The organism is Pseudomonas sp. ES1, from assembly GCF_050586605.1.
Taxonomy (GTDB): Bacteria; Pseudomonadota; Gammaproteobacteria; order Pseudomonadales; family Pseudomonadaceae; genus Aquipseudomonas; species Aquipseudomonas sichuanensis.
Genome location: NZ_JBOBDM010000041.1, coordinates 39445 through 56865 on the forward strand (window position 1 = coordinate 39445; position 17421 = coordinate 56865).

Here is a 17421-nt window from a genome sequence, read left to right on the forward strand (position 1 = left end):
CGAGGAGTTAGACCATGGCCTACACCGTCATGATGGTATTCGGTACCCGCCCTGAAGCAATCAAGATGGCCCCACTGGCCCGGGTGCTGCGCAACTGGCCCGAAGTCGACCTGCATATCTGCTCCACCGGCCAGCACCGCGAGATGCTCGAGCAAGTGCTCACCGCCTTCGGCCTGCGGGTCGACCAGGACCTCAAGGTGATGACCCAGAACCAGACCCTCAACGGCCTGGCCCGCGACCTGCTGGACAAACTCGACAGGGCCTATGAGCAAACCAGGCCCGACATCGTGCTGGTGCATGGCGACACCACCACCAGTTTCATCGCCTCCCTGGCCGCCTTCCACCGGCACATCCCCATCGGCCACGTCGAGGCCGGCCTGCGCACCGGCAACCTGCAGCAACCCTGGCCCGAGGAAGCCAACCGGCGCCTGACCGGGGTGCTCGCCGACCTGCACTTCACCCCCACCCGCGACTCCGACGCCAACCTGATTCGTGAGGGCGTGCCGCCGGAGCACATCGAGGTCACCGGCAACACGGTAATCGACGCCTTGCTGTGGATGCGCGACAAACTGCAGCGCGAAAACTGGCGCCCGGCCGCCGAATCGCCGCTGAACGTACTGCGCGATGACCAGCGCATGGTGCTGATCACCGGCCATCGTCGGGAAAACTTCGGCAGCGGCTTCGAGCGTATCTGCCTGGCCCTGGCCGAACTCGCCCTGCGCTACCCGGACGTCCAGTTCCTCTACCCGGTGCACCTCAACCCGCAGGTGCAGCATGCCGTGTACAGCGTGCTGTCCGGCCGCGAGAACATCCACCTGGTCGCCCCCCAGGACTATCCGCACTTCGTCTGGCTGATGAACCGAGCCCACCTGATTCTCACCGACTCCGGCGGTGTGCAGGAAGAAGCCCCCGCCCTGGGCAAGCCGGTGCTGGTACTGCGCAAGGTCACCGAGCGCCCCGCCGTGCTCAAGGGCGGCACGGTCAAGCTGGTCGGCACCCTGACCGAACGCATCGTCCACGAAACCAGCCAACTGCTCGACGACCCCGACGCCTACGCGCGCATGGCCCGGGTCTACACCCCGTTCGGTGACGGCCATGCGAGCGAACGTATTGCCGAGCGCCTAAGCCGCTGGTTCGCCGAACAACAAGCCGCACGGGCCAACGCATGAGCCTGGCCTTCGTCGACTTCCTCACCTACGTACTGTTCGGCCTGAAGATCGTTGCCATCATCCTGGCCACGCTGATGTTCCTCCTGGGCCTGGACGACCTGTTCATCGACCTGTGCTACTGGGGCCGCACGCTGATCCGACGCTTTCGCATCTACGACAAGCACGACAAGGCCGACGAAAAACGCCTGTTCGAGGTGCCGGAAAAACCCCTGGCGATCATGGTCCCGGCCTGGAACGAAGTCGGCGTGGTCGGCGAGATGGCCCGCCTGGCCGCTTCGACCATCGACTACGAGAACTACCAGATCTTCGTCGGCACCTACCCCAACGATCCGCAAACCCAGGCCGACGTCGATGCCGTGTGCCTGCACTACCCCAACGTGCACAAGGTGGTTTGCGCCCGCCCCGGCCCCACCAGCAAGGCCGACTGCCTGAACAACATCATCGACGCCATCCTGCGCTTCCAGCAGGAGGCGCGCATCGAGTTCGCCGGCTTCATCCTGCATGACGCCGAAGACGTCATCTCGCCCATGGAACTGCGCCTGTTCAACTACCTGCTGCCGAACAAGGACATGATCCAGATCCCGGTGTACCCCTATGCCCCGGAATGGAAAGGCTTCACCGCCGGGCACTATGTCGACGAGTTCGCCGAGAACCACGGCAAGGACGTGATCGTGCGCGAGGCGCTCACCGGCCAGGTACCCAGCGCCGGCGTGGGCACCTGCTTCAGCCGGCGGGCGATCAGCGCCCTGCTCGAAGACGGCGACGGCATCGCCTTCGACGTGCAATCGCTGACCGAGGACTACGACATCGGTTTCCGGCTCAAGCAAAAGGGCATGAAATGCATCTTCGCCCGCTACTCCATCACCGACCCGGCCCTGGCCCTCAAGCAGGAATGGCGCCCCGGCATGAGCCGTGCGTTCGCCCAGGTGATCTGCGTGCGCGAGCACTTCCCCCGCGACTGGCAGCACGCCATTCGGCAGAAGTCGCGGTGGATCGTCGGCATCGTGTTCCAGGGCACCAGCAACCTCGGCTGGAGCCGCACCGGCGCGCTCAACTACTTCCTCTGGCGCGATCGCCGCGGCCTGTTCGCCTACCTGCTGAGTTTTTTGGTCAACCTGTTGCTGCTGGTGCTGCTGGCCATGTGGCTGGTCACGGTGATCGCGCCGGAGTCGTGGCGTTTCATGTCGATCCTCAGCGACAGCAAGCTGCTCAGCCTGCTGCTCTGGCTCAACGGCCTGCTGCTGGTCAACCGGCTGTTCCAGCGATTCTGGTTCGTTACCCGCTACTACGGCATCTTCGAAGGGCTGCTGTCGGCGCCACGGATGATGTGGAGCAACTTCGTCAATTTCTTCGCCAACCTGCGCGCCCTGCGCCAGGTCATGGAGATGGGCGACTCACGGCGCGTGGCCTGGGACAAGACCACCCATGAGTTCCCTGCCCTCGCCACCCCGGCACGCACGCCGCTGGGGCATCGCCTGATGGAAAAGGGCCTGATCACCGAACAGCAGCTGGAGCAGGCGATCACCAGCCCGGTGCGCCGGCGCCTGGGCCGCGAACTGTTGTTGCGCGGCTGGCTGACCAGCGAACAGTTGGTTCAGACCCTGGCCGAGCAGCTCGACCTGCCGTGGGCGCCCCTCAACCCGTTCAAGATCGACCGGCAACTGATCGACAAGCTGCCGCGCAAGCTCGCCACCCACTACGGCGTGTTACCGGTAGAGGAAGACGGCGACACCCTGGTGCTGGCCAGCGAAAGCCCGGTCAGCCAGGTTTCGCTGGGGGTGATCAGCCGCCAACTCAAGCGCCCGGTGCGTGCCCGTCTGGCTCCCCAGGGCCGGGTCACGCTCGGCCTGCGCTACCACTACCCGAGCCCCTGGCAGCAGCCTGAGACCCGCCAGATGCTCAAGGTGCTGGAGCGCCACCAGGACGATGCCGAGCTAATCGAGAAGGTCTGCACCCACCAGGTCATGCTCGGCACCCTGCTGCAAGTACGTGGCATGGTCCCGACCACCCTGTTCAACCAGGCACTGATCGACTTCGACCCCGAACGGCAGAGCCTTGGCGAGCACCTGATCGAACGCGGGATCATCACCGAGGCCGTACTACAGCAGGCGCTCGACGAACAGGCCAGCGAGCAGCAGGCCGCTTATGAACTGACCCGGGAGGTGGCATGACGCCGCGTTTTTCCCTGAGTGTGGCCAGCCTGTTGCTGTGCACCTCTGCCCTGGCTGCACCCACGGCGCCCATGAGCGACTTCCAGCGGTTCACCAGCTACCCGTTCATGGAGCGTGGCTACCGTGAAGCGCAACGGGACAACTGGGCCGAGGTCGAGCGGCTGACCCGCCACGTGCTCAAACGCGTGCCCAACAACAACGAGGCCCGCGCCCTGCTGGCCGAGGCCCTCGCCCACCAGCGCCGCTACAAGGAAGCCGAGGCCATCGCCGATGACCTCGACGACAACCCCGAACATGCCAACGCCCTGCTGGAGCTGCGCCTGACCTGGATCGAGCAGGACCCGCCGCCCGCCAGCCAGGTGGAGGGCTGGCTGGCCAGCAGCGACGCCAACCAGCGCATCCGCCTGTGGCAGGCCTACAGCCTGAGCCTGGCCAAGTTCGGTGGCGCACGCCGCGCCCTGGACTGGCTCAACCAGTTGCCGCCACGGGAGGACGGCGCTGTGCTGCGCCTGGCCCGGGGCACCTTCGCCGAACAGTTGCGCAACTGGGGGGAAACCATCGAGCAGTTGCAACCCTTGGCCGCCAAGGGCCAACTGCCACAGGCAGACTGGCAGCGGCTGGCCAATGCCTACATCCAGCAGGTCGACGAACAGGGCCTGACCAAGCTGCTGGCCAGCGCCCCATCACCCCAGGCTGCCACCCAGGCACGCCTGGCCATGGCCGAACGGGCCATCGCCATGGGCCATAACCAGCAAGCCCAGCGCTGGTTGCAGAGCCTGCCCGCCGAACAATTGCAGCAGCCCGAACAGCGCCAGCAATTGTGGGAGCTGGCCCGCGCAGGCAACGACGCCGCACTGGTACGCAGCCTGAGCAATCAGTTGCAGCGCCCCTGCCTGGAAACCGTCGATTGGCTGTCGCGCAAGGCCCCGGCACTGGCCCGCGAGCAGCTGGGCCAATGCCAGGCCAATGACGATGAACGCGCTTACGCCATCCTCAAGCAGCGCTTGTATGGCGACCCGCCCCGCCCACCGCAACCACACACCCCTGCGCAATGGGAGCAGCGGTACCGCCAGACCGGCGACCTTGCCGCGCTGGAGCAAGCCAGTTTCATGTGGCTGGAACAAGGCCAGGTAGAGCGCGCCCGGCAACTGCTCGAGCAGGCCTACGACCGCCGCCAGGGCCGCCTCACACCTGCACTGCTGCAACGCCTGGGCAACCTCTACGCCCGCAACGACGGCCCGCTGAACAGCCAACGCATGCTTGCCCTGGTGCCACGGGTGGATGCCGCCACGCGCGCGCAACTGCTCGGCCGCTTGGCCGAGAACGGCCAGTGCGATGCCGTGCGCCGGGCGATCCCGGCCAACCCCAGCGAGGCCGGCCAGTACCGCGCCCTGGGCCGCTGCGCCATGCCCGACCGGCCCGGCGAAGCAGTGGTCTACTACCAGGCTGCCGAGCGCCTGGGCGACACCAGCAGCCGGCTGCCCCTGGCCTACGCCCTGGAGGCCTCGGGGGATTCCCAGGCGGCCCTGGCTATCTGGAACAGCCTGCCGGCCAGTGCCTGGACCGACAACGCCCGCCTCACCGCCGCCCGCAGCGCCCTGAATGCCGGCGACGCCAACGCCGCACGCCGCCAGTGGGACGCCGCAGCGCACCACAGCGCCGACGACTGGGCACTGGGTGCTGCCATCGCCCAGCGCCAGGGCGATGCCGCGCAAGCGCTGGCGTTGCAACGCGAAGCCCTGCGCCACGCGCCCCGCGCCGACCACTACTACGCCGCCGCCAACACTGCCCAGCAGGCCGGCGACAGCGCCCAGAGCACCGCCTGGCTGGCCGAAGCCGTGCGCCTGGCCCCGGACCAACCGCGCTACCGTGCCGACTACGGTATGCGCCTGGCCGGTTCCGCAGACAAACAACAACGCCGCCAGGCGATCCCCTACCTGGAACGCGCCACCCGCGACTTCCCCGAGGACTACCGCCTGGGCGAAACCCTGGCCCTGCGCTACGACGAAGCCGAGGACAGCGCCTCGGCCCGCCGCGAACTGCGCCGGGTGCTGGACGTCGAGCAGAACCTGGTCGACGGCGACGACGAGTACGGCAGCCTGGAGGCGCGCAAGTACCGCCAGCGCCGCGCCCACGAAACCCTGTCCCGGCGCGACAGCATCACCCTGGCCAGTACCTGGTCGCCCGCCGGCACCTCCACCAACGACAAGTTCCTCGACAACGGCCAGCGCAGCGGCAGTTCGCGTCGCGCCCAGTCGCAGAACGTGCAGTTGGCCATGTGGGACCACGCCCTGGGCGAGGAGCCCAGCCGCAACGGCAGCACCCTGTCGGTATACGGCCGGGTGCTGTTCGGCGGCCAGAGCCGCACCGACTACGCCCAGAGCATGGGTACCGGCGTGGGCCTGCGCTACAAACCCATCGGCCAGGCCAACCTCAACCTGTACGCCGAGCTCTATCACCAGCGCCAGATCGACAGCGACCACTACAACGGCCTGAGCCTGGGCGAGCTGCTCAGCCCGGCCAAGGTCGGCGGCAACTGGGGCGACCTGCGCCACCACGCCGTGTCAAGCAACGACCTGCTGCTGCGTGCTACTGCGTCGTTCCTCGACCAGGGCCGCTACCGCAACGACTGGCGTATCGACGAGGACGACTGGGACGAGCGCTTCCTCTACCTCGACGCCGCCTGGTGGACCCGTGCCGGTGATCACGCCTGGCTGTCGCGCTTCCAGCAAGGGCATGCCTGGAAGCTGCGCGGTGACTCGCCGCAGACCATCATGCCTTACGGCTTCCTCGAGTTTTCCAGCCAGGACCCGAGCAACGACTGGCGCCAGGATGCCCGCACGGGCGTGGGCGTGCGCTGGCAATGGTGGTTCGACGACGACCGCTACAACGCCTACCGAGGCTCCCTCAAGGTCCGTGCCGAGTACCAGCAGTCGCTGGGGGGCAACCTCTATGAGCGGGCCAACGGTGTGCTGCTGGGTGTGGAGATGAACTTCTGATGCGTACGCTGCTACTGGCCTGCCTGCTTGCCCTGTGCCTGCCCGCGCAGGCCGACCAGCGCCTGTTCTACCAGCCGCTCAACCGCGATGCCACGGTCACGCCAGCCCAATGGCAGCAGCTATGGCACGCCACCGTGGCCCAGGGCGGCAAGACCCTGATCGTGCAATGGAGCGCCTATGGCGACAGCGACTTCGGCGGCGCCGACGGCTGGCTCGCCAACAGCCTGCGTGAAGCCCGGGCCCAGGGCCTGCAACTGGTGCTGGGCCTGTACATGGACCCGGCCTACTATCAGCGCCTGGAAGAGCTCGACAACGAGGGCCTGAACAACTACTTCAAGGCCCAGCTCGGCCGTTCGCTCAGCCAATACCAGAAGCTGCGCAATGACTGGGCGCTGCCTGTGGAAGGCTGGTACCTGCCGCTGGAGCTGGACGACCTGCACTTTCGCGATGCCGAGCGCCGCGCGGCGCTGCATGCTCAGCTGCAGGCATTCAACCGGCAACTGGACAAGCCGCTGCACATCAGCACGTTCAGTGCCGGGCAGCTGTCGCCAGGGGTCAACGGCGCCTGGCTGGAGGAGCTCGCCGGCCTTGGACTGAGCGTGTGGTGGCAGGATGGCGCCGGCACCGGGCGCTTGCCGTCACTGGTGCGCCAAAGCTACGAACAGGCCCTGCCCTGTCGGGTAGGTATCGTGCGCGAGGCCTTCCGCCAGGTCAGTGCGCCGGGGCAGCCGTTTCGCGCCGAGCCCGCGCAGCCCATGCTGACCGGGGGATGCCATGCCGAAGCGGTGTTTGCCTTGCGTTACAGGCCGTGGGCAAAAGGCGTGCTGTCACCGAATTGAGCCACACGCCCTTTACGGCCTTATCGCTGGCAAGCCAGCTCCCACAGGTTAAGGCGCACACCCTGTGGGAGCTGGCTTGCCAGCGATAAGGCCCCGGGAAGTAACAACCAACCAAGAGCCATCATGTACAAAACCCTCGAAGCCCACATCCGCCAGCAGGTCGCCCCGGCCGCTCTGCGCGCCGAGTTCCGCCAGCACGAATACGAGACCATGCACCGCTTCTGCCTGCTGATCTTCTGCGTCGGCATCGCCATCTGGCTGGTCTTCGACCTGATCATCAGCTACCTCGGCGGCCAGGGCTTCACCTGGATTTCCGGCGCCTTCATCGCCGTGCTGTGCAGCCTCACCGTGGTGCTCGGCTTCACCCGCAAGAGCCGCCATTTCGACGTGCTGCACCTGCTGTTTCTCGGCGTGCTCACCTTGGGCATGCGCCTGGTGATCGACGGCATCCCCATCGCCCTGCGTCCGGTCTGGCTGATCCTGGTGGTCGCCACCGTGCTCTATACCGTGTCGGTCCTGCCGATACGGCGCTGGTCGTTCTTCACCGCCATGGCCATCACCTGGCTGATACTCAACCCCTTCTACCACACCCACATCCAGGTCCTGGAGCTCGAAGGCGCCATGCTGCTGAGCTACGCGGTGTGCCTCAGCGGCCTGGTGATCTACAGCTACCTGCGCATCCGCCAGGCCAAGCTGCACAACTTCTACCTGTCCAAGGTGCTGCTCGACCAGGCCTATGTGGATGTGCTCACCGAAATCCCCAACCGCCGCTCGTTCATGGCCAAAGCCGAACGCCAGCTGCAGTTGGCCGGCCCCGGGCAGTACCTGGCGATGATCGACATCGACAACTTCAAGAAGGTCAACGACCAGTTCGGCCATGACATCGGCGACGAGGTGCTCAAACGCGTGGCCAGCCATATCCGCGCCTCGATGGGCGCCTTCGAGTTCGCCCGCCTGGGCGGCGAGGAATTCGCCATCTTCTTCCAGGGGCTGGACCAGCACGCCGCCGAGCAGCAGGTGGTCGCCCTGTGCCGCCGGGTGCGCGAAGACAGCGCCGAGTACCCGGTGACCATCAGCATCGGCCTGACCGCGGTGGCCAGTGGCGACACCCTGACCATGGCACTGATCCGCGCGGACCAGGCGTTGTACGCGGCCAAGCACAGCGGCAAGGATCGGTTCGTATTGTGGAGCGCGACGTTGGCAGGGCAATGACAACCTGTACCGGCCCCATCGCTGGCAAGCCAGCTCCCACAGGGAAACAATGATCCTTGTGGGAGCTGGCTTGCCAGCGATAGGGCCGGACCGGGTAACCCATCACCCCGCCGGCAATCGAATCCTGAACTGCGCCCCACCCAGCGCCGACTGCGCCACGGTCAAGGTCCCGCCCTGCCCCTCGATGGCTCGCCGGCTGATCGCCAGCCCCAGCCCGAACCCGCCGGTATTGCGATCACGGCTACGGTCCAGGCGGTAGAACGGCTGGAAGATCCGCTCGCGCTCTTCCGCCGGGATGCCAATGCCGTCATCTTCCACCGTCAGCAGGCAGGCGCCGTCGTCCTCCAGGCGCAGGCGCAGCAGCAGGCTCTCGTCGCAATAGCGCATGGCATTGCGCACCAGGTTCTGTACCGCGCGGGCGGTCAGCCTGGGGTCGAGCACGAAGCGCGGCAAGTCGCCCTCGCTGCGCACTTCCCACTGGATCCCCCGGCCATCGAGCTCCTCGGCAAAACTGCCGAGCACGCTGTCGACCAGCTCCAGCAGCGACACCTCGACCCGCTCGCGGGCCTGGTTGGCATTCTCCAGGCGGCTGTAGGACAGCAGCTCCAGCACCAGTTCATCCAGCTCGCGCACATGGCCGACCAGCTCCAGCAGGCGCTTGCGGCTGGCCGGCGGCACTTCGTCGTACAGCAGCACCAGGCCGAAGTCGAGCCGCGTCAGCGGTGTGCGCAACTCATGGGACACGGCATTGAGCAGCTCGCGCTGCTGGTTGAGGTGGCGCTCCAGATCGCCAGCCATGGTGTCGAACACCCCGGCCAACTCACCGATGTTCGAACGCGGCGGAATGTGCGTGCGCTCGGCCAGGTCACCCTGGCCCAGGCGCCTCGCGGTCTCCTTCAGCCGCTCCAGGTCGCGCCAGTGCGGCCATACCCACAGCAGCAGGCAACCGAGCATGGCGGCGCCGATCAGCACCGTCACGCCCCACGACAGCACGTTGATGTCCAGCGGGTCGGGCGGTGAGTGCAGGCGCACCAGCCACTGTTTGTCCAAGGGTGCCAGCACCGTTTCGTAGTAACCCCAGTCGGCGATCCGCACCGCGTGCTGGCCATGTTCCAGACGGGCCCGCTCTTCCTGGTCGAGGTTGGCCTGGTCCATCGTCAGCAGCTGCACCTCCAGCGGCGCAAAGGCCTTGGCCAACTCCTGCTCGACTGCAGGCCATTGCTCGCGCGGGGCCTGCTGGAACTGGCGCACGATCAACGACTGCACGCCCTTGGCCTGGTCCAGGTTGTAGGCCATGAAGCGCTCGTGGAAGGCGCCGACGATGGCATCGGGGATCAGCAGCAAGGCGCCGGCATAGGCGGCGATGATCACCAGGTACAGGCGCACCAGGATCTTCAGCATGGCGTATCAGTACTCCCACTCGACGCGGCTGAACAGGTAGCCCTTGCCCCACACGGTCTTGATCTTGCGCGCTTCGCCAGCGCTGTCGTCGAACTTGCGGCGCAGCTTGGAAATGGCCACGTCCACCGAACGGTCGGTGCCGTTGAACTCGATGCCGCGCAGCTGCTGCAGGATGCGGTCGCGGCTGAGCACCTCGCCGGCGTTGCGCGCCAGCACCACCAGCAGGTTGTACTCGCCGCTGGACAGTTCCACCTCTTCGCCACGCCAGCTGACCGTGCGCTCGGCCAGGTCGATGTGCAGGCCACCGATGAGGATCTGCTCGCTGTCCAGGCGTGGCTCGTGGATGCTGCTGCGGCGCAACAGGGTGCGCACCCGGGCCAGCAGCACGCGGGGCTCGCAGGGTTTTGTCACGTAATCGTCGGCGCCCATTTCCAGGCCCAGCACCTGGTCATGGCTGTCGTCGCGGGCCGTCAGCATCAGGATCGGCAGGCTCTGCGACTCCTGGCGCAGCAGGCGGCACACCTGCAGGCCGTCGAGGCCCGGCAGCATCAGGTCGAGGATCACCAGGTCCGGCTTGAGCTGGCGGAACGCATCCAGCACATGGTCGCCACGGGCGATCACCCGGACATGGAAGTCGTTGCGTTGCAGGTAGCTGGCGATCAGCTCGGACAGTGCGCTGTCGTCCTCGACCAGGAGAAGGTTCGGCATAAAGGGCTTTGACGAAGGAGTGAAGGGAGGCAGGATATCGAATCCTGCGCCGGGTGCCGCCGCTGCTTCACACTTTTTCACATACAGCCTACAGAGCTTAACAGCGCACCCGCGAACGCTTGCCTTAGCATAGGCCCGATCAACCCTGGAAGATCCGTATGTCCATTCTGAGCACTTCGCGCCTGCGCCCCTTGGCGCTATTGGCGCTGTTAACCCTTTCGCTTGCCGGTTGCGATGACGCTGCCGAGCAGCAAGACCAGGCGCCCGTGTCGCAGGTGCGGGCCGAAACCCTGCAGTTGCAGGCGCTGGCCATCAGCAGCGAACTCAGCGGGCGCATCCTCGCCCCGCGCACCGCCGAGGTCCGCGCCCGGGTAGCCGGGGTGGTGCTCAAGCGGGTATACCGCGAAGGCAGCGACGTCAAGCAGGGCGATGTGCTATTCCTGATCGACCCGGCGCCGTTCAAGGCCGACCTCGACAGCGCCCGCGCCACCCTGGCCAAGGCCGAGGCCACGGTTTACCAGGCCCGCCTGCAAGAGCAGCGCTATCGCCAGCTGGTCGACGACAAGGCGGTCAGCCGCCAGGAGTACGACAATGCCCGCGCCAGCTTCCTGCAGGCCGACGCTGCGGTGGCCGAAGCCAAGGCCGCCCTCGAGCGCGCCCGCCTTAACCTCGGCTACGCCACCGTCACCGCGCCGATCGCCGGGCGCATTGGCCGGGCGCTGGTGACCGAAGGCGCACTGGTCGGCCAGAACGAGACCACGCCACTGGCGACCATCCAGCAGCTGAACCCGATCCACGCCGACGTCACCCAATCGACCCGCGAGCTCAACACCCTGCGCCGCGCGCTGCGGGCCGGCGAGCTGCAACAGGTCGGCCAGGGCCAGGTCAAGGCCACCTTGATCCAGGACGATGGCAGCGCCTACCCGCTGCCCGGCAAGCTGCTGTTCTCCGACCTCAGCGTGGACCCGAGCACCAACCAGATCACCCTGCGCAGCGAGTTCCCCAACCCCGACCTCGACCTGCTGCCCGGCAGCTACGTGCGCGTGCGCCTGGAACAGGCCGTGCAACCCCAGGGCATCAGCGTGCCGCAACGGGCGATCCTGCGTGACAGCGCCGGCGTTCCCAAGGTGCTGGTGGTCGACCAACAGGACCGTATCAGCGAGCGCCAGGTGCAACTGGGCAGCGCCCAGGGCGACCGCTGGATCGTCAACGACGGCCTCAAGCCGGGCGAACGCGTCGTGGTCGAAGGCCTGCAGCACGTCAAGGCCGGTGACCAGGTGCAGGTCGACGAACAACCGGACGCACTCCCCATCGTCCAGCACAACGGCCAGTGAGGGCCTGATCCATGCCGCAGTTCTTCATTGACCGCCCGGTCTTCGCCTGGGTGGTCGCGCTGTTCATCCTGCTGCTCGGCGGCCTGGCCCTACCGCAGTTGCCGGTAGCCCAGTACCCCGATGTGGCGCCGCCGCAGGTGGAAATCTACGCCGTGTACCCGGGCGCCTCGGCGGCGACCATGGACGAAAGCGTGGTCAGCATCATCGAGCAGGAGCTCAATGGCGCCGACAACCTGCTGTATTTCGCCTCGCAAAGCAGCCTGGGCAGCGCCACCATCACCGCCAGTTTCCAGCCCGGCACCAATCCGGACCTTGCCCAGGTGGACGTGCAGAACCGCCTCAAGGTGATCGAGTCGCGCCTGCCGCGCCCGGTCACCCAGCAGGGCCTGCAGGTGGAAAAGGTGTCCACCGGTTTCCTGCTGCTGGCCACCCTCACCTCCGAGGACGGCAGCCTCGACGAGATCGCCCTGTCGGATATCCTCGCGCGCAACGTGATGAACGAGATTCGCCGGGTCAAGGGCGTGGGCAAGGCGCAGCTGTATGGCTCGGAACGGGCCATGCGGATCTGGATCGACCCGGCCAAGCTGGTCGGTTTCAGCCTCACGCCCAACGATGTGGCCGAGGCCATCGCCGCGCAGAACGCCCAGGTGGCGCCGGGCAGCATCGGCGACCTGCCCACCCGGCCGACCCAGGAAATCACCGCCAACGTGCTGGTCAAGGGCCAGCTGAGCACCCCCGAAGAGTTCGCCGCCATCGTGCTGCGGGCCAACCGCGATGGCTCGGCGGTGACTGTCGGCGATGTCGCCCGGGTCGAGATCGGCGCCCAGGAATACCAGTACGGCACCCGCCTCAATGGCAAGGCCACCAGCGCCTTCAGCGTCAAGCTGGCGCCAGGCGCCAACGCCATGGAAACCGCTACCCTGGTCAAGCAGAAGCTCGATGAGCTGTCGCGCTACTTCCCGTCCGGGGTGAAATATGACATCCCCTACGACACCTCGCCGTTCGTCAAAGTGTCGATCAAGCAAGTGATCAACACCCTGGTCGAGGCCATGGTGCTGGTGTTCGCGGTGATGTTCCTGTTCCTGCAGAACTTCCGTTACACCCTGATCCCGACACTGGTGGTGCCAGTGGCGCTGATGGGCACCTTCGCGGTGATGAACGCACTGGGTTTCTCGGTCAACGTGCTGACCCTGTTCGGCATGGTGCTGGCCATCGGCATCCTGGTGGACGACGCCATCGTGGTGGTGGAGAACGTCGAGCGGATCATGGCCGAGGAAGGCCTGCCGCCCAGGGAGGCCACGCGCAAGGCCATGGGCCAGATCAGCGGCGCCATCGTCGGCATCACCCTGGTGCTGGTGGCGGTGTTCCTGCCAATGGCCTTCATGAAAGGCTCGGTGGGGGTCATCTACCAGCAGTTCTCGGTGTCGATGGCGGTGTCGATCCTGTTCTCGGCGTTCCTCGCCCTGAGCCTCACCCCGGCGCTGTGCGCCACCCTGCTCAAGCCCATCGGCAAAGGCGAGCACCACCAACGCAAAGGCTTCTTCGGCTGGTTCAACCGCCGTTTCGACGGCATGAGCAACGGCTACCAGCGTTGGGTCACCCACGCCCTGGCGCGCAGCGGCCGCTACCTGCTGGTGTATGCCGCGCTGGTGGGGGTGCTGGTGTATGGCTTCAGCCAGTTGCCCAGCGCGTTCCTGCCCACCGAAGACCAGGGCTACACCATCACCGATATCCAGCTGCCGCCGGGCGCCAGCCAGGCACGCACCATCGAAGTGGCGCGGCAGATCGAGGCGCACAACGCCGAAGAGCCGGGCGTGGCCAACACCACGCTGATCCTGGGCTTCAGTTTCTCGGGTAGCGGGCAGAACGCGGCGCTGGCCTTCACCACGCTCAAGGACTGGTCCGAGCGCGGCAGCGACGACAGCGCGCAGTCCATCGCCGACCGCGCGACCATGGCCTTCACCCAGCTCAAGGACGCCATCGCCTACTCGGTGCTGCCGCCGCCGGTCGACGGCCTGGGTGAGTCGAGCGGCTTCGAGTTCCGCCTGCAGGACCGCGGCGGCATGGGCTACAGCGAACTGATGCAGGCTCGCGACCAGCTGCTGGAACAGGCGCGCAAGAGCAAGCTGCTGGTCAACGTGCGCGAAGCCTCGCTGGCCGAAAGCCCGCAGGTGGCGCTGGAAGTGGACCGCCGCCAGGCCAACGCGCTGGGCGTATCGTTCGCCGCCATCGGCGAGGTACTCAACACCGCGGTGGGCTCCAACTACGTCAACGACTTCCCCAACCAGGGCCGCATGCAGCGGGTGGTGGTGCAGGCCGAAGGCGACCAGCGCAGCCAGGTCGAGGACCTGCTGAAGATCCATGTGCGCAACAACAGCGACAAGATGGTGCCCTTGGGCGCCTTCGTCACCGCCCACTGGCAGAGCGGCCCGGTGCAGCTGACCCGCTACAACGGCTACCCGGCGGTGTCGATCTCCGGTGAACCGGCGCCTGGCTACAGCTCGGGTGACGCCATGGCCGAGATCGAGCGCCTGGTGGCGCAACTGCCTGCCGGCGCAGGCCTTGAGTGGACCGGCCTGTCGCTGCAGGAGCGGCTGTCCGGCAGCCAGGCACCGCTGCTGATGGCGCTGTCGCTGCTGGTGGTGTTCCTGTGCCTTGCGGCGCTGTACGAAAGCTGGTCGATCCCCACCGCGGTGCTGCTGGTGGTGCCGCTGGGCGTGCTCGGCGCGGTACTGGCGGTGACCCTGCGCGGCCTGCCCAACGACGTGTTCTTCAAAGTCGGCCTGATCACCCTGATCGGCCTGTCGGCGAAGAACGCCATCCTGATCATCGAGTTCGCCAAGGAACTGGTCGACCAGGGCGTCGATGCCACCCAAGCCGCGATCCAGGCCGCCCGCCTGCGCCTGCGGCCGATCGTGATGACCTCGTTGGCGTTCATCCTCGGCGTGGTGCCCTTGGCCATCGCCAGCGGCGCCAGCTCGGCCAGCCAGCAGGCGATCGGCACCGGGGTGATCGGCGGCATGCTCAGCGCGACGTTCGCCATTGTGTTCGTGCCAGTGTTCTTCGTGGTGGTGATGCGCCTGGCCGGGCGTGATCGGGCCAGGGAGGGCAAACCAGTGACCAGCGAAAGCTGACTGGACAAGCCCCTGGGTTGAATGAGAGGGTTCCCGGCATTGACTGCCCGGAACCCTTTTTCATGCCCGCTGCCCTGCCCCCCTGCTCGATCCTCATCCTCGCCGGCGGCCGTGGCCAGCGCATGGGCGGCCGTGACAAAGGCCTTGTGCCGTGGCGCGGCGAGCCGCTGGTGGCCCATGTGCAGCGTGTTGTGCGTGGGTTGTCTGACGATGTGGTGGTTTCCTGCAACCGCAACCAGGACCTGTATCGGCCCTATGCCGACCAACTGGTTGGCGATGCCGAGGCCGACTTCCCTGGGCCGCTGGCCGGGGTAATTGCCGGGTTGACGGTGGCCAGGCATGAATGGGTGGTGCTGCTGGCGTGCGATGCGCCGTTGGTTGATCAAGTGTTGATAGGAGACCTGCTGAAGCTGGCCGTCGAGCACGACAGTGCGGCGATGGTCCGTCAGGGTGGCTATTGGCAGCCGATGTTCAGTGTGCTGCCGCGGCGGGTGCTGGCGGTGCTGGAGCAGGCCTGGGCGGCGGGTGAGCGGAGCTTGCAGAAGGCGCTGTTGGTTGAAGCTGTGCAGGGGCTGGAGTGTGCGCAGGATGATCAGCGGCTGAGCAATTTCAACAGCCCGGAACTGCTGCAGGACTGAATCATCTGCTGCCAGTGCCGGCCTCTTCGCGGGTAAACCCGCTCCCACAGGTACAGCGCCGACCCTGTGGGAGCGGGTTTACCCGCGAAGAGGCCCTGAAAGCAATTCTCAACGCCCAGACAGCTCCCCGATACTGATCTCACGCATCCGAAACTTCTGCACCTTCCCGGTCACCGTCATCGGGAACTCATCAACAAACCGGAAGTGCCTTGGCACCTTGAAATGCGCAATGCGCGCCCTCGCCCACTCGCGCAGTTCCTCCTCGCTGGCGCTGTGCCCAGGGTGGAAACGAACCCAGGCCACGATCTCCTCGCCATACTTGCTGCACGGAACACCGATCACCTGCACATCAGCCACCGCCGGGTGAGTAAAGAAGAACTCCTCCAGCTCGCGCGGGTAGATGTTCTCGCCGCCCCTGATGATCATGTCCTTGCTGCGCCCGACGATGCGCACATAACCCTGCTCGTCCATCACCGCCAGATCACCCGTGTGCATCCAGCCCTCGCCATCGATGCTTTCGGCACTGGCCTTGGGGTTGTTCCAGTAGCCGAGCATCACGCTGTAGCCACGGGTGCACAGCTCGCCGATCTCGCCGCGCGGCAGCGTGTTGCCCTCAGCGTCGACGATCTTGTTCTCCAGCCGTGGCTGGGTGCGGCCGACACTGGTCACCCGGCGCTCAAGGTCATCATCGGCGCCGGTCTGCAGCGACACCGGGCTGGTCTCGGTCATGCCGTAGGCAATCTGCACTTCACCCATGTGCATCTCGCCGATCACCCGGCGCATCACTTCGATCGGGCAGGTGGCGCCGGCCATGATCCCGGTACGCAGGCTGGACAGGTCGAACTCGCCCCGGCGTGGGTGATCCAGCTCGGCGATGAACATGGTGGGCACGCCGTACAGTGCGGTGGCGCGCTCTTCGGCCACGGCCTGCAGGGTCAGCAGCGGGTCGAAGGCGTCGTTGGGATAGATCAGCGTGCTGCCGTGGGTCATGCAGCCGAGGTTGGCCATGACCATGCCGAAGCAGTGGTACAGCGGCACCGGCACCACCAGGCGGTCGTGCTCGGTGAGGCCGAGGCTTTCGCCGACCATGTAGCCGTTGTTGAGGATGTTGTGGTGGCTGAGGGTGGCGCCTTTGGGGAAACCGGTAGTGCCGGAGGTGTACTGGATGTTGATGGGGTCGTCCGGGCGCAGGCTGGCTTGACGGGCGGCCAGCTGCTCGCTACCGACCTCCCCGGCCCTGGCCTGCAAGGCCGGCCACGGCAGGAAACCTGCTGGCGGCGCGCTGGCCAGGCTGATCACTCCACGCAGCTCGGGCAAGCGCTCGCTGGCCAGAGCTCCGGGCTGGCTATCGCCCAGGCCGGGCACCAGCCCGAGCAGCATCGCGTGGTAATCGGAGGTCTTGAAGGCATCGGCGCAGATCACCCACTGGCAGCCGGACTGGCCCAGGGCGTAGTCCAGCTCGCTGCTGCGGTAGGCCGGGTTGATGTTGACCAGGATCGCGCCGACCTTGGCGCTGGCGAACTGGGTGATGCACCACTCGGCGCAGTTGGGCGCCCAGATGCCCAGGCGGTCGCCGGCCTGCACGCCAAGGGCCATCAGTGCCCGGGCGTGCTGGTCGACCGCTGCGGCCAGTTGCCGCCAGGTGTAGCGCAGTTGCCGGTGGCGGACGACCAGGGCCTCGCGGTCGGGGAAACGGGCGACTGTGGCGTCGAAGGCGTCGCCGATGCACTGGGACAGCAGAGATTTGGCCGGGTCGCCCTGGGAGTAACTTGGCTGGGTCATGGGGTATCTCTTGTTGTTCTTGTAGTGGTTGATC

General features: G+C 66.5%; 11 protein-coding genes. 8 read left to right on the forward strand and 3 right to left on the reverse strand.

Annotated elements, in window-relative coordinates; translation table 11 throughout:
- Positions 1-14: 14 nt before the first annotated feature.
- From wecB to ACQ4N9_RS17610, 5 genes are all read left to right on the forward strand, one after another.
- Entirely contained in the window at positions 15-1169 is a 1155-nt protein-coding gene (gene wecB / locus ACQ4N9_RS17590) for a non-hydrolyzing UDP-N-acetylglucosamine 2-epimerase (protein WP_347150897.1), read from the forward strand.
- Entirely contained in the window at positions 1166-3340 is a 2175-nt protein-coding gene (nrfB, locus tag ACQ4N9_RS17595; RefSeq protein ID WP_390970794.1) for a cyclic di-3',5'-guanylate-activated glycosyltransferase NrfB, read from the forward strand. The genes wecB and nrfB overlap by 4 nt, the downstream gene beginning before the upstream one ends.
- Positions 3337-6339, forward strand: coding sequence for a phage receptor (locus ACQ4N9_RS17600; RefSeq protein ID WP_390970796.1), 3003 nt, complete (start codon positions 3337-3339; stop codon positions 6337-6339). The genes nrfB and ACQ4N9_RS17600 overlap by 4 nt, the downstream gene beginning before the upstream one ends.
- Positions 6339-7178, forward strand: a complete 840-nt coding sequence (locus ACQ4N9_RS17605; RefSeq protein ID WP_390970798.1) for a DUF4434 family protein — start codon at positions 6339-6341, stop codon at positions 7176-7178. The genes ACQ4N9_RS17600 and ACQ4N9_RS17605 overlap by 1 nt, the downstream gene beginning before the upstream one ends.
- 123 nt (positions 7179-7301) lie before the next feature.
- Positions 7302-8390 (forward strand): GGDEF domain-containing protein, encoded by a 1089-nt coding sequence (locus ACQ4N9_RS17610; RefSeq protein ID WP_390970800.1) that lies wholly within the window; start codon positions 7302-7304, stop codon positions 8388-8390.
- A gap of 102 nt (positions 8391-8492) precedes the next feature.
- Here ACQ4N9_RS17610 and ACQ4N9_RS17615 read toward each other — a convergent pair whose 3' ends face one another.
- Both ACQ4N9_RS17615 and ACQ4N9_RS17620 read right to left on the reverse strand, forming a co-directional pair.
- Complete coding sequence (locus tag ACQ4N9_RS17615) at positions 8493-9791, reverse strand: ATP-binding protein (RefSeq protein ID WP_390970802.1); 1299 nt, start codon at positions 9789-9791, stop codon at positions 8493-8495.
- Positions 9792-9797: 6 nt separating this feature from the next.
- Positions 9798-10499, reverse strand: a complete 702-nt coding sequence (locus ACQ4N9_RS17620; protein ID WP_110994497.1) for a response regulator transcription factor — start codon at positions 10497-10499, stop codon at positions 9798-9800.
- Positions 10500-10657: 158 nt separating this feature from the next.
- On the opposite strand from ACQ4N9_RS17620, the gene ACQ4N9_RS17625 reads away from it, so the two are divergent.
- The 3 genes from ACQ4N9_RS17625 to mobA all read left to right on the forward strand — a co-directional run bounded on the left by ACQ4N9_RS17625 (position 10658) and on the right by mobA (position 15605).
- Positions 10658-11833, forward strand: a complete 1176-nt coding sequence (locus ACQ4N9_RS17625) for an efflux RND transporter periplasmic adaptor subunit (RefSeq protein WP_390970804.1) — start codon at positions 10658-10660, stop codon at positions 11831-11833.
- An 11-nt stretch (positions 11834-11844) separates the two neighbouring features.
- Entirely contained in the window at positions 11845-14967 is a 3123-nt protein-coding gene (locus ACQ4N9_RS17630; RefSeq protein WP_390970806.1) for a multidrug efflux RND transporter permease subunit, read from the forward strand.
- A gap of 62 nt (positions 14968-15029) precedes the next feature.
- Positions 15030-15605, forward strand: a complete 576-nt coding sequence (gene mobA, locus ACQ4N9_RS17635) for a molybdenum cofactor guanylyltransferase MobA (protein ID WP_390970808.1) — start codon at positions 15030-15032, stop codon at positions 15603-15605.
- A 108-nt stretch (positions 15606-15713) separates the two neighbouring features.
- Here the strand turns inward: mobA and ACQ4N9_RS17640 are convergent, their stop codons facing one another.
- Complete coding sequence (locus tag ACQ4N9_RS17640) at positions 15714-17387, reverse strand: fatty acid CoA ligase family protein (RefSeq protein WP_430933379.1); 1674 nt, start codon at positions 17385-17387, stop codon at positions 15714-15716.
- Between the last annotated feature and the right edge of the window lie 34 nt (positions 17388-17421).